This is a genomic window from Nocardia testacea NBRC 100365 (genome assembly GCF_000308775.1).
Lineage (GTDB): Bacteria > Actinomycetota > Actinomycetes > Mycobacteriales > Mycobacteriaceae > Nocardia > Nocardia testacea.
Window position 1 is genome coordinate 30750 of the sequence record NZ_BAGJ01000087.1, and the last position, 16764, is coordinate 47513.

General features: G+C 70.4%; 16 protein-coding genes. 10 read left to right on the forward strand and 6 right to left on the reverse strand.

Annotated elements, in window-relative coordinates:
• The first annotated feature begins 118 nt into the window (after positions 1-118).
• Entirely contained in the window at positions 119-1702 is a 1584-nt protein-coding gene (locus ON38_RS11380; protein WP_085995394.1) for an alkaline phosphatase D family protein, read from the forward strand.
• Between the two features lie 14 nt (positions 1703-1716).
• Here the strand turns inward: ON38_RS11380 and ON38_RS11385 are convergent, their stop codons facing one another.
• Together ON38_RS11385 and ON38_RS11390 are read right to left on the reverse strand one after the other, a co-directional pair.
• Complete coding sequence (locus ON38_RS11385) at positions 1717-2973, reverse strand: cytochrome P450 family protein (protein ID WP_245564003.1); 1257 nt, start codon at positions 2971-2973, stop codon at positions 1717-1719.
• A 339-nt stretch (positions 2974-3312) separates the two neighbouring features.
• A complete protein-coding gene (locus ON38_RS11390; RefSeq protein ID WP_039824649.1) occupies positions 3313-4632 on the reverse strand; it encodes a PucR family transcriptional regulator in 1320 nt (439 codons plus the stop codon).
• Positions 4633-4862: 230 nt separating this feature from the next.
• Between ON38_RS11390 and ON38_RS11395 the strand changes: the two genes are divergently transcribed.
• From ON38_RS11395 to ON38_RS34080, 6 genes are all read left to right on the forward strand, one after another.
• Entirely contained in the window at positions 4863-5621 is a 759-nt protein-coding gene (locus ON38_RS11395) for an ABC transporter ATP-binding protein (RefSeq protein WP_083872542.1), read from the forward strand.
• Positions 5618-6349 carry an ABC transporter ATP-binding protein gene (locus tag ON38_RS11400; RefSeq protein ID WP_039824652.1) on the forward strand — a complete coding sequence of 244 codons (732 nt, stop codon included), beginning with the start codon at positions 5618-5620 and terminating at the stop codon, positions 6347-6349. The genes ON38_RS11395 and ON38_RS11400 overlap by 4 nt, the downstream gene beginning before the upstream one ends.
• Positions 6346-7227, forward strand: a complete 882-nt coding sequence (locus tag ON38_RS11405) for a branched-chain amino acid ABC transporter permease (protein ID WP_039824654.1) — start codon at positions 6346-6348, stop codon at positions 7225-7227. Before ON38_RS11400 ends, ON38_RS11405 begins: the two co-directional genes overlap by 4 nt.
• Positions 7224-8282, forward strand: a complete 1059-nt coding sequence (locus ON38_RS11410; RefSeq protein WP_245564004.1) for a branched-chain amino acid ABC transporter permease — start codon at positions 7224-7226, stop codon at positions 8280-8282. Before ON38_RS11405 ends, ON38_RS11410 begins: the two co-directional genes overlap by 4 nt.
• The gene (locus ON38_RS11415; protein WP_039824656.1) at positions 8272-9525 is read left to right on the forward strand and encodes an ABC transporter substrate-binding protein; all 1254 of its coding nucleotides are present in this window, start codon (positions 8272-8274) and stop codon (positions 9523-9525) included. The genes ON38_RS11410 and ON38_RS11415 overlap by 11 nt, the downstream gene beginning before the upstream one ends.
• Before the next feature lie 77 nt (positions 9526-9602).
• Complete coding sequence (locus tag ON38_RS34080; RefSeq protein ID WP_051164611.1) at positions 9603-10337, forward strand: DUF8020 domain-containing protein; 735 nt, start codon at positions 9603-9605, stop codon at positions 10335-10337.
• A gap of 70 nt (positions 10338-10407) precedes the next feature.
• Here ON38_RS34080 and ON38_RS11425 read toward each other — a convergent pair whose 3' ends face one another.
• Positions 10408-11457, reverse strand: coding sequence for a YeiH family protein (locus tag ON38_RS11425; protein ID WP_083872544.1), 1050 nt, complete (start codon positions 11455-11457; stop codon positions 10408-10410).
• A gap of 37 nt (positions 11458-11494) precedes the next feature.
• On the opposite strand from ON38_RS11425, the gene ON38_RS11430 reads away from it, so the two are divergent.
• The 3 genes from ON38_RS11430 to ON38_RS11440 all read left to right on the forward strand — a co-directional run bounded on the left by ON38_RS11430 (position 11495) and on the right by ON38_RS11440 (position 14471).
• Complete coding sequence (locus ON38_RS11430; RefSeq protein ID WP_039824658.1) at positions 11495-12397, forward strand: LysR family transcriptional regulator; 903 nt, start codon at positions 11495-11497, stop codon at positions 12395-12397.
• A gap of 43 nt (positions 12398-12440) precedes the next feature.
• Positions 12441-13292: a crotonase/enoyl-CoA hydratase family protein gene (locus ON38_RS11435; protein WP_039824748.1), complete on the forward strand. Its 852-nt coding sequence runs from the start codon at positions 12441-12443 to the stop codon at positions 13290-13292.
• A gap of 126 nt (positions 13293-13418) precedes the next feature.
• Positions 13419-14471: a hypothetical protein gene (locus ON38_RS11440; RefSeq protein WP_051164612.1), complete on the forward strand. Its 1053-nt coding sequence runs from the start codon at positions 13419-13421 to the stop codon at positions 14469-14471.
• Positions 14472-14516: 45 nt separating this feature from the next.
• Here ON38_RS11440 and ON38_RS11445 read toward each other — a convergent pair whose 3' ends face one another.
• From ON38_RS11445 to ON38_RS11455, 3 genes are all read right to left on the reverse strand, one after another.
• Positions 14517-15347 carry an alpha/beta hydrolase gene (locus ON38_RS11445; protein ID WP_039824660.1) on the reverse strand — a complete coding sequence of 277 codons (831 nt, stop codon included), beginning with the start codon at positions 15345-15347 and terminating at the stop codon, positions 14517-14519.
• 149 nt (positions 15348-15496) lie between these two features.
• Positions 15497-16192 (reverse strand): NAD(P)-dependent oxidoreductase, encoded by a 696-nt coding sequence (locus ON38_RS11450; RefSeq protein WP_039824663.1) that lies wholly within the window; start codon positions 16190-16192, stop codon positions 15497-15499.
• Positions 16193-16223: 31 nt separating this feature from the next.
• Positions 16224-16745 carry an anthrone oxygenase family protein gene (locus ON38_RS11455; RefSeq protein WP_083872546.1) on the reverse strand — a complete coding sequence of 174 codons (522 nt, stop codon included), beginning with the start codon at positions 16743-16745 and terminating at the stop codon, positions 16224-16226.
• Between the last annotated feature and the right edge of the window lie 19 nt (positions 16746-16764).

Consider the following 16764-nt stretch of genomic DNA (forward strand, 5'->3'; position numbering starts at 1 on the left):
CTTCCTCTCATCGGCTGTCGCCCGCCGTGCGACAGAGTCCGGCAACACTCGCCCGATGGTCACCGGGGCGTCATCCGGGGGCCACGGGGAAGTCGGCCGGATGCGGGATCCATGGAACATGGACACCACACGCAGGCGCTTCCTGGCCGGGGGCGCCGCGACGGCCGTTCTGCTCGCCGGAACGACGGCGGGCAGCGCGAGATTGCGGGCGCCCCGGTTCCTGGGTGATCCGTTCACGCTGGGGGTCGCCTCCGGCGACCCCACCCCGGACGGGGTGGTCCTGTGGACGAGGCCGGCCCCCGACCCCGGCGCCCCGGACGGGTCGGGCGGAATGAACCGCGCGCCGGTGACCGTCGACTACGAAGTCGCCCACGACGACCGGTTCCGGCAGGTCGTGCGCCGCGGCACCGTCGTCGCCGACCGCGCGCTGGGACATTCGGTGCATCCGGAGGTGCGGGGTCTCGAGCCGGCCCGCTGGTACTTCTACCGATTCCGGGCCGGGTCGGCGATCTCGCCGATCGGCCGTACCCGAACCGCGCCCGCATCCGGGCACCCGGCCCACCGGTTGCGCTTCGCGTTCGCCTCCTGTCAGGCCTGGAACGACGGGTACTACACGGCCTATGACCATATGGCCGCGGAAGATCTGGACCTCGCCGTTCACCTCGGCGATTACCTCTACGAATATCCGATCGCACGCGGCCGCCCGGGAACCCCGCTCGAACCCGGGCTCCGTCGCGAGCCACGCGACCTCGCGGGCTATCGAATGCACTACGCCTGGTACAAATCCGATCCCGCGCTGCGGCGCGCGCATGCCGCCTTTCCGTGGCTGATCACCATGGACGACCACGAACTGGCCGACGACTGGATGGGCGAGGCGGCGCGGATATCCGTGGATCGCGATCGGCTGACACCCATCTTCCGGGCGCGCCGGGCGATGTACGAGCACCAACCGCTGCGTCTGGCGCAGCTGCCCTCCGGTCCGCGGATCCGGGTGCACCGGCGCTACCGATTCGGCGATCTGGCCGAGTTCACGATGCTGGACACCCGCCAGTTCCGCCACGGCGACTCGATTCTCGGTACGCGCCAACGGGAGTGGCTGGTGTCGGGTTTCGCGAACTCGGCCGCGCGCTGGCAGATCCTGGGGAACCAGGTGGTGCTCGGTCGTACCGATCATGACGCGGGGCCTGCCGCAGAGCTGTCCGCCGACGCCTGGGACGGGTACCCCGCCGAACGTGCCGTGGTGCTGGCCGCCGCCGCACGGTCGGTGCGCAATCTGGTGGTGATCACCGGCGACCGGCACGAGAACTACGCCGCCGATCTACGGGCCGATCCCGCCGACCCGCGCACCCCGGTGGTGGCGACGGAATTCACCGGAACCTCGATCACCAGCGGTGGCGACGGTATCGATATCGGCGCTCGCGGAGCCGAGCTGCTCGCGGCCAACCCGGATCTGAAGTTCTGCAACGGGCAGCGCGGTTACGCTCGGGTCGAGGTGGACACGCAGATGTGGCGCACCGATTTCCGGGTGCTTCCCTACGTGAGCCGTCCGGGTGCGCCGATCTCGACCCGCGCCTCCTACGTGGTGGAGGATGCGGTGCCGGGGGTACGCCCGGCGTGGGACCACCGGCCGCGGTCCCCGTTGACGGCACGGCAGGTGGCGGCCGGTTCCGTGGTCGGCGAGCAGCCCGAGGACGCGCGCTGAGCAGCGCCGCCGGCTCAGAAGACGGTCAGGCCCGGGGTGGGCGGGAAGGTGACCGGCAGGGCGGTGAGCGCCCGCTGGAACGGGCCCGGCCGCCAGACCGGTTCCTCCGGGCCGAAGGCGGGGCGCAGGTCGGGTAGGGCGTCCAGCAACTGGTCGACGGCCTCTTCGGCGAGGAGGTAGACGATCGACCGGGCCTGCGCCGGGCAGGCGTGCGCGCCGGCGCCCCAGGCCAGATCGGTGCCGTGGCCGTGATGGTATGCGGCCGTGCGTTCGGGATCGTCGTGGCAGGCCGCCGCGCTGACCAGCACCGGTTGATCGGCGGGCAGCCACACATCCTCGATCAGGACCGGCAGCGGGGGGTAGACGATGCTGTGATGCGCCAGCGGCGGGTCGGTCGCGAGCACCTCCTCGAGCGCCGCCCGGGTGGGCGGCGCGAAGCCCACCTGATTGGTGGTGAACCGCGGGTCGAGCAGTATCAGCAGCAGCGTGTTGGCGATGAGATCCCGGGTCGGCTCGACCCCCGCCCGGTAGACCCCGAGCAACTGGTCGACGAGTTCGGCATCCGACAGCTGGGCCGGATGCTCCAGCAGCCGGGTCGTGAGATCGTCGCCGGGGTCGGCGCGTTTGGCCGTGACGAGTTCGGCGAGGGCGGCCTCGGCCACGTTCGCCGCGTCTTCGTCGGTGCGCATATCGAAAACGGCGGTGAGCGCCGGCGTGAGTCGCTCGGCGAGGGCGGGCGGGCAACCGGCCAATTCACCGAGCACCCGGAACACCAGCGGGGTGACGTACCGGTCGAGGAGATCGGTGTCGCCGTCGGCGCAGAACTCGTTGATCAGGTCGACCGCGGCCCGTGCGATCACCGCCCGCAGCGAGTGCGGATCGACACCGGCGAGCGCCGCCACCGTCACCGCTCGGTACCGCTCGTGGTCGGCATCGTCGGTGCGCAGGGGATTCGGGCGATGGCGCATCGTCGCGACGATGGGCAGGCCGGCGGGGACCTTCTGTTGCCAGGCCCGCGGGTCGGCCGGGAAATGGGTGGGGTCTTCGAGGATGCGCAGGGCGGTGCGGTAGCCGAGGATCAAGGTGGCGGGCACGCCGGGCGCCAGATCCACCGGAGCCAGCGATCCGTACCGCGCGCGCATCCGCCGGTAGCAGCCGTGCGGATCGGCGGCGAATTCGGCGGTGTAGATCGGTATCCGGGATACCCCGGTCTCGGCGGCGGCATGTCTGCCGCGTCTGTGCGCCGGCTGCAGCCGGGTCGGCCCTGGCACTCGAGGTACCCCCTGAGGTCGTGCGCCCGGTCCCCGGGCGCGACTGTACACCGGCCGCGGCGGGAACCCCCTGCTCGAAAGCGCTCGGCCGGTACGCCTTTCGCGTCTGGCGAGAGATGATACCCAGCCCGTCGCCGAAGTCGCATACGAACCGCCCGGCGTTTCGGCGCCGATTCCCCACCCTGCGGCGGGGGTCGCGGCGATCGGTTCTCTCTCGAGTCGACGGGTGTCACCACCCGGCCGACGTCGAGTTCCACGATGCGGTCGGCGCAATCGAAACAGCGGTCGTCGTGCGTGATCACCATGCCCGGCGGCGGGTTCGGGTCCGGGGCGCCGGAGCTAGCGACCGCGGACGGCCGGGTGTGGTGTGGCCCGGAGCTCGAGGGCGACCAGCAGGTCCACCAGATCGGCGACGCTGCGGATATTGCGGCCGGTGAGTTGCTGGATGCGCCGCAGTCGGTATTTGGCGGTGTTGTGATGGATGCGCAGGGTCTCGGCCGCCTCGCGCAGGTTCATATCGGCGTCGGCGAACGCGCGGATGGTGTCCGCGAGGACCGCGCCCTTGGCCTGATCATCGGTGAGCGTCCTGGTGATCCGCGGATCCACCAGATTGCGTGCGGTCTCGTCGGAGCGCAGCACCAGGTACCGGAACGGGCTCAGTTCGGGCAGCGCCATCACGCCGCCGTCGTCCGGCAGCAGGTCGAGCGCGGCGCGGGCCTCTTGCCGGGCGCGGGGCAGGTACTCGACCCCGGTGCCGACGGTGCTGACGCCGAGCGCGGCCGTGATTCCCTCGCCGGCAAGGGCTTCGTGGGTGCGTTTCAACCGCGCGCACAGGTCCTCGACGGTTCCGGTGCGGCCGAGGGCGGCGACGGCGACGATCTCGGGGTCGCGGGTGCCGGCGTCGCGGACCACCGCCAGCGTGCGGTGGCCGTTCACCGCGGTGCGGGCCAGCGCGGCGGCGACGAGGTGCGCGGCCTCGGTGCCGGAGGTGTCGCCCCGGTGGTCCGCGATGCCGTGCACCGCGGCGGTCACGACGACGAGGCGGTCGGGGTGGGTCACCCCGATCCCGTGCGCGGCCGCCGTGGCCGGCAGCTGCCCGCGTTCGGGCAGTGTGCCGCCGAGTAGGCAGTCGAGCAGTTCGCGGCCGTCGCGGCCCGCTTCGGCCGACCGGTGCTGCTGGAATTCCAGATACGCGTGGGTGGCCTGGGTGCTCACCAGGTCGCAGTACCGGGTCAGCGGCAGGACCAGCGACAGGGTCGCCTCTCGGGCATCGGGCGAGTTGCCGGCGTGGGTGACCAGGGATTTCCAGAATGCCTGCTGGCCGATGCGGAACGCGGTGATGTAGTCGGTCAGCGGCAGCCCGGAGCGGGCCCGGCGCACCGCCGCGCGCCGGGTCGCGGCGAGATCGGCGGCGGTGACGCGGCGGGTGTCCAGCAACGCGCGCAGCCCGGTCCGGCACAACCGGGCGACCTGTTCGTGCACATCCGCGCGGAATTCGGCGTCGCGGCCCGCGTATGTGGGGAGCTGCGCGAGCATCTCGGACAGGCTCAGATCTGCGATCTCGTCGGCGCGGGCGTAGATACTGCCGGCGATCCGGGTGCGCTCGGTCCGCACCCGTTCGGGAAGTGGACTGCCGACCATCTGTGATCCAGCTGACATAGAGGGATGGTCCACGGCGCCGCGGCGAAAGTCAACACACGCGGGTATTTGTATCAAATTATGCGCCGGTCGCTTGTCTGCGGCGGACAAATCCGCTGGCGATAATTGGGACGCAAAGGCTGATGTGTTTCATTCTGGCCACTCTTACGCTGGCCTGACCCATAGCCGGTCCGGCGGACTGTGCTCTGCCACACAGGATTTCGCTCACGCCCAGATCACCCGGAGGAACCGTGCTCGACATATCCGGCCTGACAGTCCGATTCGGGGGTATCACAGCCCTCGACGATGTCGGATTTGCCGTGGACACCGGGGCGATGCTGGGCCTCATCGGCCCCAACGGCGCCGGTAAGACCACCCTGTTCAACTGCCTGACCAGGCGTTGCGCCCCGACATCCGGAACCGTGCGCTACCGGGGCACCGATCTGCTGACCGTACGCCCCGACCGCCTGGCCGGGCTGGGTATCGCCCGGACCTTCCAGAACCTGGGGCTGTTCACCCGTATGTCCGTGCGGGACAACGTGCTCGTCGGCGCGCACCACCGCGCCCGCGCGGGCTTCCTCGGCGCGGGCCTTCCCCTCCCGGGCGTCCGCGCCGAGGAGCGCAGCCTACGTGCCCAGGTGGACGGTCTGCTCGAACGCCTCGAGCTGCGGGAGGTCGCCGGGCATCCGGCGGCCGGGCTGCCTTTCGGCACGCTCAAACGCATAGAACTGGCCCGGGCGCTGGCCGCCGGACCCCGCCTGCTGCTGCTCGACGAACCGGTCAACGGGCTGAGCCAGGGGGAGGTCGGCGCGTTCGCCGAACTGCTCGCGGGCCTGCGCGTCGATTTCGAGCTCACCGTGCTCGTGGTCGAACACCATATGGGGTTCGTCATGGGCCTGTGCGACCGCGTCGTCTGCCTGGAATTCGGCCGCGTGATCGCCGACGGCACACCGGCGGCGGTCCAGCGCGATCCCGCCGTCGTCGAGGCATACCTGGGGACGGCCGCATGAACGCCCAGCCTTTGCTCACGGTCACCGATCTCACCGCGGGGTACGGCGCGGCCCGGGTGCTGCACGGAATCGGCCTGTCGGTGGCCGAGGGAGAGGTGTGCGCCATACTCGGTCCCAACGGCGCCGGGAAGACGACTCTGCTCCGCGCGCTCAGCGGCTTGATTCCCGTCCGTGGCTCGGTGACCCTGGCCGGGACCGAGCTCGTGGGGCGGGCGCCGGAGAAAATGGCTCGGCTCGGCGTGGCGCACGTCCCGGAAGGGCGCGGTACCTTCGCGCCGCTCACCGTGGCGGAGAACCTGCGCCTGGGCGGCTACGCCCGGCGCGACCGCGCCGGGGTCGAGGCCGATCTGCGCCGGGTCCTCGACTATTTCCCGATCCTGCGGGAGAGGTTGCGCGACACAGCGGGCCAGTTGTCCGGCGGTCAGCAGCAGATGCTGGCTCTCGGCCGCGCCCTCATGGCCCGGCCGCGGCTGCTGCTCCTGGACGAACCGTCGCTGGGACTCGCGCCGATGGTGACCCGGGAACTGTTCGGCATCGTGGCGGCCGTCAACGCGGCCGAACGCACCACCGTGATCGTCGTCGAGCAGAACGCCGCGCTGGCCCTGCGTGCCGCGCACCGGGCCTACGTCCTGGAGAGCGGGCGAATCGTGCTGGCCGGCACCGCCGCCGAGATCGCGGCGGACGAACAGGTCGCGCAGTCCTACCTGGGATATCGGGTGGGGCCGTGACCGGATTCGCGCAACAGATCGTGGAAGGCCTCAGTGCCGGCGCCCTTTACGCGGGATTGGCGCTGGCGCTGGTGCTCATCTACCGGTTCACCGGCATCGTCAACTTCGCGCAGGGTGAACTCGCCATGTTCTCGGCGTTCCTGGCATGGCAACTGGTCGAGAGCGGGATGCCGTTCTGGGCGGCATTGCCGGTCACCGTCGCCGTGTCCTTCGCCGGCGGCATGCTCATCGAGCGGATCATCATCCGGCCGGTGGAGGGGGCCCCGGAGCTCACGCTGGTGATCGTCACCGTCGGCCTGTTCTTCTTCGTGAACGCGGCCGCGGGCTGGATCTGGTCGTACCAGCTGAAGGCATTTCCCGACCCCTTCCCGGGCGGGTCGCTGCGGCTGGGCGGCGTCACCGCGGGGTACAGCCGCCTCGGTGTTCTCCTCGTGGTGGCGGTGGTGATGGCACTGCTGTACGTGCTGTTCCGCTACACCAGGATCGGCCTGGCGATGCGCGCGGTGGCGGCGAATCCGCAATCGGCCCGGCTGGTGGGTATCGGGGTCGGCACCGTGCTGGCGCTCGGCTGGGGTCTGGCCGCCGCCGTCGGCGCGGTCTCGGGGGTGCTCTCGGCCCCGCTGCTGTTCCTGGAACCCAACATGATGGGCGGAGTTCTCATCTATGCCTTCGCGGCAGCCACCCTCGGCGGGTTCGACAGTCCGGGCGGTGCGGTGGCCGGCGGGCTGATCGTCGGGGTCGCGGAAACCCTCGCCGGCGCCTATCTCGACGTGATCGGCACCGAACTGAAGATCGGCGTCCCGCTGGTGATCATCCTCGGCGTGCTGCTGCTGCGGCCCCAGGGGCTGTTCGGTTCCGCCGCGGTGGAAAGGGTATGAGCGATATGGGAATTCGACACTCCACTGCCGGAGCCGAGCGGGCGGCGCCGGCCCCGGAACGGGCGGCGCCGCGGATCCGGTGGCGGCGGATCGGCGCGTCCCGGCCCGCCGCGGCGGTGCTGCTGGTGGCCGCCTGCTGGGCGCCCTTCGAACTGGCCCCGTTCCATACCTTCCAACTGTCGCTGGCCATGGTCTACGCCGTCGCCCTGCTCGGACTGAACCTGCTGGTGGGACATACCGGACAGATATCGCTGGGACACGGCGCGTTCTTCGCGGTCGGCGCCTACACCGCGGCCGTCATGATGGACCGCTGGGACGTGCCGTACGCGGTCACCCTGCCGGCCGCGGCCGCGGTGGCGTTCGTGCTCGGCTTCGCGTTCGGGATTCCGGCGCTGCGGTTGCGCGGTCTGTACCTGGCACTCGTCACGCTGGCGATCGCGATCTTCCTGGTTCCGCTGCTGAAACGATTCGAATCGGTGACCGGCGGCTCCATGGGACTGACCCTGGACAAGCCCCGGCCGCCGGCCTGGACCGGCCTGGCCGAGGATCAGTGGCTGTATTTCCTGGCGCTCGCGGTCACCGCGGTGAGCTACCTGCTGGCCGCCGGTCTGCTGCGGTCCCGGGTGGGCCGGGCGCTGCACGCGGTACGGGACAACGAGACCGCGGCCGAGGTGATGGGTGTGCGACCGGCGTTCTACAAGACCATGGCCTTCGCCTGGGGCGCGATGTTCGCCGGGGTCGCCGGTTGCGTCCACATCTGGGTGATCGGTTACGTCTCACCGGATTCGTTCACCCTCACGCTCTCCGTCACGCTGCTCGCGGGGCTGGTCGTCGGCGGCCTCGGCGGGCACTGGGGGCCGCTGCTGGGCGGCCTGTTCGTGATGTACGTCCCGAGTTTCGCCCAGGACGTCAACCAGGCCGCGCCGGGAGTGATCTTCGGACTCCTGATCATCGCGGTCATGTACCTCGCGCCGAATGGAGCGGCCGGACTCGTCGGCCGGGCGGCGCACTGGCTCGGACACCGAGCGGGGAAAGGAAGAACTTATGCGCACTAGAGCGATACGGGCGGCGGCTGTCGCGGCCGCGGTACTGGTCGCGGTCGCCGGCTGCGGTGACCGCGAGGGGGCCGGCGGTGCCGTGGCCTCCGGCGACTGCCAGGGACAGCAGACCACGGGACTCACCGACTCCGGCATGAAGCTGGGCGGCGTGTTCCCGCTGTCCGGTCCGGCCTCGGCCTATGCCGAACTCCCCAAAGGGATGCAGGCCTACTTCGACTACGTCAACGCCGAACAGGGCGGGATCGACGGCCGCCGAGTCGAGTACCTGCTGCGCGACGACGGCTACCAGCCGCCCAAGACCGTGGAGGAGACCCGCCGCCTGGTCGAGCAGGACCAGGTGTTCGCCGTTCTGTCCACCCTCGGCACGCCCACCTCGGCGGCCGTCTGGGACTACCTGAACCAGCGCGAGGTCCCGCAGATCTTCGTGGCGGGCGGCGCCACCCAGTGGGGTGTGGGCGACGCGCATCCGTGGACCATCGGCTGGCAGCCCAGCTACCGCGCGGAAGGACAGGTGTTCGCCCGGTATGTGCGGGAGCAGAAACCGGACGCGACCGTCGCCGTCCTGTACCAGAACGACGATTTCGGCAAGGACCTGCTGGCCAGCTTCACCGAGGCCGTCGCCGGCAGTGGGGTGCGGGTGATCGCCGAACAGAGCTACGAGGTCACCGACCCCACGGTCGACCCGCAGCTGCGTAATCTGGCCGGTTCGAAGGCCGATGTGCTGCTGAACTTCGCCACCCCGAAGTTCGCCGCCCAGACCCTGGCGGCCGACGCGCGCGATCGCGAGTGGAATCCGCTGCACATCCTCACCCAGGTCTCCAGCACCATGAGCGTGCTCGCCCCGGTCGGCTTCCCGAATGTGCAGAACGTCGTCACCTCGGTATTCGTCAAGGACCCGGCCGACCCGCAGTGGGCCGGCGATCCCGGGATGCGGCTGTACCGGGACAAGGTGACCCGATACCAGCCCGGCGCCGACCCCGCCGACGGTTACACCCTCGTGGGCTGGGCCATGGCGCAGAGCTTCCACAAGACATTCGACGCCGCCTCCTGCAAGACCCGTGAGGGCCTGCGCGACGCCATGCGCTCGCTCGACGATGTCGCGATCGATCTGCTGCTGCCCGGAATCACCCTGCGCACCGGCGCCGGTGACGGATTCCCGATGGAGGCCATGCGGATCCAGCGGTTCCAGGGGGACCGCTGGGTGCTCGCCGGCGATCTCGTCGACACCGCGGGCCGGTGAAGCCCGCCCACCGAAACCTCCGCGGCGCGAGCCCGCGCCGGCGGTCCGCCTCGACCCGAATGATGAGGACACACACCATGAAACTCGGAACCAGCGTAGCGACGGCCGTGATCGCGGCGGCGTCACTCGGCGTGGCGGCCGCCCCGGCCTCCGCGCAGCCCGCCTCCGCGCCGCGGGAACTCACCTACGAGATCACCCAGGAGGGCGGCTCCGCGGTGGTGGAGACGAACGGCGCCTGGCAGGTGGCGGGTGACCAGCTGATCCTGAAAGCCGTCGACGGCACGCCCCTGAGCACGGCCCCGCTGACCTACCGCAAGGATGACCTCGCCTATCCGATCGCGGCCCGGGTCGACGGCGGCACCGCGGTGCTCACTCCGCAGCGCGACGGCGGCGTCCCGGTGGCACCGGTGCGGGCGCCGGTGATCACGCCCGAACAGGCGGGCAAGGAGATCGCCGAGCAGTTCACCCCGCGCGATCTGCAGGCGCTGGGTGTGTTCACCCAGCGCGCGACCATGAGCGCCGCCATCGCGGGGGCGATCGGCGCGGTGCTCGGGGGCAGCCTCGGCTGTGTCCTGGGCGCCGCGACCGGCGCGCTGGTGTCCAGTCCGATAGCCCTGCTGCTGGTGCCGTTCGTCGGTGCCACCATCGGTGGCTGCGTGGCGGGTGCGGCGACCCTGGGCGCCGCGGGCGGCATCATCGGTGCTTTCCTGATCGGCGGCCCGGTCGCCGTATTCGCGGCCTTCCAGTACTTCTCGACCATTCTGTCGCCGTGCCCGCCGGAGCATCCGGCCTGCCGACCGAGCACTCCGTAGGCCTGCGGCGCCGCGTCGACCGGCCGGCCCGTCCCGGGATGCGGAATGGGCCGCCCGGTCGCGTCGTGTCTCACCGCCATCCAGTCGCGTACTGCAGGAGCAGCGCGGACACCGCGAGCGTCACCGTGAGGATGCCGCCGAACAGCAGCGGGCGTGGTCCGGCCGCGCGCAGCCGCCGCCAGGTGAGCGAGGTGCCGATCGCGGCGAGGACCGCGGCGACGAGCCAGGAACTGAGACCGGTGAGCCGGTCGGTCCAGCCGGCCGGAAGCACGCCGAGCCCGGCGACGACCGACGCCGCGACGAAGAGCACGACGAACGGCGGAACGCTACACCACAGCGGAGCGCGCGGCGCCGTCGGCGCGGCGCGGCGGGCCGACAGGTGCAGGCCGAGGCACAGCGGGATGATCATCAGGCTGCGGACCAGTTTCACGATCACCGCGAAACTCGCTGCCGCCGGACCGAAGGCGATACCCGCGGCCAGTACCGAGGAGGTGTCGTTGACCGCGGTACCCGCCCACAGGCCGAATGCCTGTTCCGACATACCGAGCAGCCGGCCGAGCGGCGGATAGACCAGTACCGCGGCGATATTGAAGACGAAGATGGTCGCGAGCGCGTAGGCGACCCGTTCACGGTCCGGTTTCAGGACCGCGGTGGCCGCGGCGATGGCGGACGCGCCGCAGATGGCCGACCCGGCCGCGATCAGTACCGCCGATTCGCGGTGCAATGTCAGCAGCCGGCCCACCACGACGGCGGTCACCGCCGCCGCGCACAGCGTGCCCAGCAGCACCACGGCGGTTTCCCGGCCGACGGTGAGCACCGCGTCCATGGGCAGCCCCAGGCCCAGCAGGACGATAGCGATACCCAGCAGATGCTGCCGGGCCCAGTCCAGGCCGGGCGCGAACCGATCCGACCGGCCGACCCGGCCGCCGAGGATCGCCCCGCACGCCAGTGCCAGCACCGGCGCTCCCGCGAGCGGGAGGGCGACGGCCAGGGCGGTGGCCACGGTCGCGAGAGCGGCCGCCACCGTCAGGCCCGGGAGTCTGCGATACACCTCGTTCACCCTGTCGACCTTGGTGAATATCGGCGCGCGCCGGTAGCCGCCGATCTCGGAGGACCTCATAAGCAATCCTGATGACCGTCGTTCCATAATCGAGGTCGTGACCCTGCCGCCCACCACCCCCGACCTCGCGGTGCTCGACCTGCTGGTCTCCGTGGCGGATACCGGCAGCCTCGGCGCCGCGGCCCGGCGGCACGGGATGACCCAGCCCGCCGCGAGTATGCGGATCAGTGCGCTCGAGCGTCGGCTGCGGTTGCGTCTGCTCGACCGGGGACCCAGCGGTTCCACCCTCACCGAGCCCGGCCGCGCCGTGGTCGATCAGGCACGGACGGTGCTGGCCGCGGCCCGGACGTTCAACGAGAACGTCGCGGCCCTGCACTCCGCCGACACTCCCCGGCTCCGGATCGCGGCCTCCAAAACCATTGCCGACCACCGGATGCCGCAGTGGCTCGCCGATCTGCGCGGGGTCCGTCCGGATATCGCGGTATCGCTGGAGGTCGACAACACGGCCCAGGTGGAGGCCATGGTGCGTGCGGGCGCGGCCGATATCGGATTCGTCGAGGGCCCGCACCCGCCGCCCGGTCTCGGCGGCCGGATACTCGGCGCGGACGAACTGCTGGTGGTGGTGGGCCCCACACATCCGTGGGCCGCCCGTACACATCCGGTGAGCCTGCGCGAACTGGCGGCGACCCCGCTGCTGTGGCGCGAATCCGGATCCGGGACCCGGGAAACGGTGCAGGAAATACTGAGCGCGTATGGTCCGCCGGCGCCGCCCGCCGCCGAACTCGGCTCGGCGGTCGCCATCGTCGCCGCCGCCCGCAGCGGGATGGCACCGGCGGTCCTCAGTACCCTGGTCGCCGCGCCGGAACTGGCCGCCGGTGCGCTGTATCGGGTCGCGCTGGCCGATTCGGTTGTGCTGACCAGGCAGTTCCGTGCCATCTGGCGGCGCGGCAGCCCGCCGACCGACGCGGCGGAAATTCTCGTGCGGTGCGCAACCGCATGATGAACCGGTCCGTATCGGGGACACAGATGGCATGCTGTCCCGTATGGCCGCTATTCGCCTCGATATCTCCGGCTCCCTCGCCACCATCACCCTCGATCGCCCGGACAAACTCAACGCCTTCACCACCGCGATGGGCTACGAGCTGATAGAGGCGTTCGACATCTGCGACCGCGACGACGCGGTGCGCGCCGTGGTACTCACCGGCGCCGGACGCGCCTTCTGCGCCGGTGCCGATCTGTCCGCCGGTGCGGAGACCTTCGTCGCTCCCGAGGACGCGGCGACCGAGGACTTCCGCGATGGCGGCGGGGAACTGGTGCTGCGGATGTTCGAGTCCCGCAAGCCCATCATCGCCGCGATCAACGGGCCCGCCGTCGGGGTGGGCATCACCATGACGCTGGCGGCCGATTTCCGGCTGGCGGCCGACAATGCCCGGATCGGTTTCGTGTTCAATCGGCGCGGTATCGTCCCGGAGTCCTGTTCCAGCTGGTTCCTGCCGCGCCTGGTGTCCATGCAGAAGGCCCTGGACTGGGTGTACTCGGGCCGCCTCGTCGATGCGGCGGAGGCCTATGAGGCCGGACTGTTCTACGGGCTGTACACGGCGGAGAGCCTGCTCGACGAGGCGTATGCGCTGGCGCGCCGGATCACCGAGTTGTCCGCTCCGGTGTCGGTGGCCCTGTCGCGGCAGATGCTGTGGCGTGGGCTGGGCGCGGACCATCCGATGATCGCCCACCGGGTCGAGTCGCGCGGTATCCACAGCCGGGGTGCCAGCGCCGATGCCAAAGAAGGTGTGTCGTCGTTTCTGGAGAAGCGCCCCGCGCGATATCCCGACAGTGTGGCGCGCGATCTGCCGGACATCTTCGGCGACGATCTGCCGGTACCACCGTTCCGGCCCTGACCCGGAATCCCCGCTGGGAGTGTACTTTCGGTGACAGATACCTTGGCAAGGGTGAGTTCGCAAAAGTGCGCGCGGGTGTCGGTGCGGGTCTAGGATCTGTGGCACAACGAGTTTCGGAGGTGCTGCATGCCGGACGAAGTCCTGGCGCCCAACATCGAGCTTTTCTCCCGCAACGGTTTCGCCGGTCCGAACACGACCATTGTGCGCGCCCAGTACCGGCCCCGCTTCCTACGCGCCCGTGGCGAATACGTGCCGCGCCGCTTCCATACCTGGGAGCTACCCGCCGGTGTGTTCGCGGAGCCGAAGGCTCTACCCGTCCCGATTCTCGAGGGCGACGGCATCGGCTTCGAGCTGAACCGGCGCTCGGCCGCGATGTCCTTCGGTTATGTCAATGTCCGCTCCGACGAATTGCACTACATCGTGTCCGGGCGCGGCGAACTCGACACCGAGGTGGGCACCCTGCAGGTGCGGGCCGGGGATATCGTCCTGATCCCCCGCGCGGTGACCTACCGGTGGGGTGAGATCGCCGAGGAGATCACCGAGTTCATCGTGGTCACCGCGAGCGAACTCCATCTCGACCCCGAAGGCGCGCCCGGCACCTTCAATCCCGACCTGCACCTGGACCGGCCCACCCCGCACGGGCGCCCCGGGCAGCCGGTGGACGACGAATACGAGGTGGTCGTCCGCACCGGCGATACTTTCACCTCGTATTTCTACGATGTAGACCCCATTCCGTGCCTCGATGTACTCGGCGCCCCGCTGGTCGTTCGGTTCAACCTCGAACATGTGCAGGGCCTCGCTGTCGCGGAGGGCGGCCTCGCCCCGGCCCGGCTCATGAGCAGCACATCCGGCCAGGATTACGTATTCGGCACGGGGAGCCGGCGCAGCAGCCGTCCGCCGGTCCACCACAATGCCGATTTCGACGAGGTCATCTGCTACGCGATGGGTCCGTCGCCGTGGGGTTCGGTCGATACGCCCGGGACCGTCACCTGGACACCCAAGGGCCTGCTGCACCAGGGCCCGGAAGAGGATGTGCAGCCCGGATACCGCGCATTCCTCATCGAGACCAGGTCGAACCTGGTCATGACCCCGGCCGGCCGCGATATCGCGCATCTGATGGAGACCGATCAGTACGGAGTCCATCCCGCAGAGGGGCAGGCGGCCGCGACCGCCCGCTGAGGGCACGGTGTTCCGGCGGGTTCGATGAAGGAGCCGGCCGGGACGCTAGCTCAGCGAATCGAGCCAGCGCACCAGGGTCGCGGTTCCGTCCCGGAATCCGGCGGACCGGGGCCGGTTGAGGAAACCGTGCCGCGTTCCGGGCACGATCACGTGCTCGGTCTCGATCCCGGCCTCGGTGAGTTCCCCGGCGAAGGTCGTACTGGACGCACTCAACGAGTCGTAGGCGGCGTCCAGCAGTAGCACCGGCGGCAGTCCGGTCAATTTGGCCCCGCCCGGGAAGACGTCCGGGTCGCGCAGCAGTTCCTCCGAACCCACATAGTTGAGATTCATCCGCCGGATGACCTGCGGAGTGAAGGTGCCGAGGCGGCGGCGTCCGCGCAACCGGTCGCGCACCGGTTGCGGCAGCCGGGGCAGCTCGGCGTGCAGCGTGGCATAGGCCAGGACCAGCCCGGCCGGTCCCGGCCCACTCGAGTCGCGCAGTCGCAGCGCGGCGGAGGCAGCGAGGCAGGCGCCCGCGCTGGCGCCGCCGAGTACGGTCCGCGGTTCTTCGGTCATCAGGTCCGCGACCGCGGTGAGCACATCGTCGAGCGGTGCCGGGTACCGGTTCTCCGACGGCTGGTACTTCGGCGGGCCCCATGCCCGGAACCGGGGGACCAGCGCGTAATCGACGGTGCGTACCCGGCGCCCGGCCGCGGCGACCCGCAGCGCGACCGCATGCGATTCCGATTGGTCGAGCCCGCCCGAGACGAACGCCCCACCGTGGATCCACAGCAGCGGCGGGGCCGCCGGGTTCGGTGTGGCGGGAAGGTATTCGCGGATCGGTACCCGGCCGCGGGCGCCGGGAAGGTAGGTGTCACGAATCTGCGGGTCGCCCATCCACTGTCCTCGTTCCGGGTTCGTGCCCTCGGAGATAGCGCGCGGGGGCCGGAGTGTGTGCACCGTCGGTCCGCTGTGCGGCGGACGGTCCCGGCGATGGTATCGCCGGGACCCGCCCCGGCGAGCACCCGCCCGCCGGCGCCCGCCGGTCAGCTCTTCCCGAATGCCTCCGCGCGGAGGAGATCGAGCATGCCGGGATTGTCGGTGGTCGTGACCACGCCGACGACGGTACGCACGTGGTGATCGGTTTCGGCGAGCCGCAGCAGACAGGCCGCGAGATCGCTCCGGGCGGTGAACCGCCCTTCCGCGCGCCCCTCGGCCATCGTGTAGTCGGTCCGGTGCGGTAGATCGAAGAGTCCGCTCGGCCGGACGATCGTCCACTCCAGGTCGGAAGCCGTGAGCAGGGCTTCCATCGCGCGCATATCGGCGTAGAGGGTTCTGCCCAGGACGCCGGTGATGAACGGCTGCAACACCCGGTTGAACAGGAATCCGGCGTCCGCGTACGGGTGGGGATCGACCGCGCTCGACGAGACCACGGCGATCCGGCGGACCCCGTGCCGGTTCATGGCGGCGACGATATTGGCCACGCCGGCCGAATAGGTGGTGATCGGCTTCCTGGTGAACGGCACTCCGAGCGTCGAGAGAACGGCATCGGCGCCCGAGACCGCTCGCTCCACGGCGGCCGGGTCGTATACATCGCCGCCCATCGTGGTCAGCCGATCGTGGACAACCGGGAACTCGCCGGGCCGACGGGTGAAGGCGACGATATCGTGCCCGGATTCGAGCGCCTGATCGGTGAGCAGCCGCCCGGTGGGGCCGTTGGCGCCGAAGATGACGATTCGCATGATCTGTTCCTTTGTTGATTTCCGCGGCGGTTCAGCGCGTACGGGGGCGTGGGCTCGGTGGAAGCAGCAGGATGCCGAACGCGATCATCGCCGCCACGGTGCGCACCGCATGGGCGGTCTGCCAGCGGTCGCGCACGGCGGACCAGTCGGCCGGGATTCCGTGGTCGGCCCAGCCCGTTTGTCGGGCGTTGATGGGCAGATTGAACCCGATACTGATCAGCGCGACGACGGCGAGCAGGGCCGCGGCGGCCGCGATCGGGATCCAGGTCCGGCCGGCGCGGTGGGCCGCCACTGCGAGGACGGCGGCGAGACACAGGGCCGGGATGAGAGTGAGGCTCGCGAGGGTGTCGAGGCGATCCAGCTCTACCCATCTGACCTGGGCGTAGGTCTCGGCGTCGGCTGCCCGCAGCGAGGACTCCAGGACCAGCACTCCCAGGAGGAAACCGGCGAACAAGCCGGCGAGAAGACGGGCGGCGAACCGTACGAGGCCGACGGGCCGGGGTTCGTGAAGCGCGGCGACCGGGCCTGGTGCTGCTTCCGGGTGACTGATCATGGTTCTCTCCTGAAGCCAT

Coding starts and splice junctions, on each gene's coding strand:
- ON38_RS11450 (WP_039824663.1), bottom strand. CDS start 16,192: ATGCGAATCGTCATCTTCGGCGCCAACGGCCCCACCGGGCGGCTGCTC.
- ON38_RS11440 (WP_051164612.1), top strand. CDS start 13,419: ATGCCGGACGAAGTCCTGGCGCCCAACATCGAGCTTTTCTCCCGCAAC.
- ON38_RS11455 (WP_083872546.1), bottom strand. CDS start 16,745: ATGATCAGTCACCCGGAAGCAGCACCAGGCCCGGTCGCCGCGCTTCAC.
- ON38_RS11435 (WP_039824748.1), top strand. CDS start 12,441: ATGGCCGCTATTCGCCTCGATATCTCCGGCTCCCTCGCCACCATCACC.
- ON38_RS11445 (WP_039824660.1), bottom strand. CDS start 15,347: ATGGGCGACCCGCAGATTCGTGACACCTACCTTCCCGGCGCCCGCGGC.
- ON38_RS11410 (WP_245564004.1), top strand. CDS start 7,224: ATGAGCGATATGGGAATTCGACACTCCACTGCCGGAGCCGAGCGGGCG.
- ON38_RS34080 (WP_051164611.1), top strand. CDS start 9,603: ATGAAACTCGGAACCAGCGTAGCGACGGCCGTGATCGCGGCGGCGTCA.
- ON38_RS11380 (WP_085995394.1), top strand. CDS start 119: ATGGACACCACACGCAGGCGCTTCCTGGCCGGGGGCGCCGCGACGGCC.
- ON38_RS11425 (WP_083872544.1), bottom strand. CDS start 11,457: ATGAGGTCCTCCGAGATCGGCGGCTACCGGCGCGCGCCGATATTCACC.
- ON38_RS11390 (WP_039824649.1), bottom strand. CDS start 4,632: ATGTCAGCTGGATCACAGATGGTCGGCAGTCCACTTCCCGAACGGGTG.
- ON38_RS11415 (WP_039824656.1), top strand. CDS start 8,272: ATGCGCACTAGAGCGATACGGGCGGCGGCTGTCGCGGCCGCGGTACTG.
- ON38_RS11400 (WP_039824652.1), top strand. CDS start 5,618: ATGAACGCCCAGCCTTTGCTCACGGTCACCGATCTCACCGCGGGGTAC.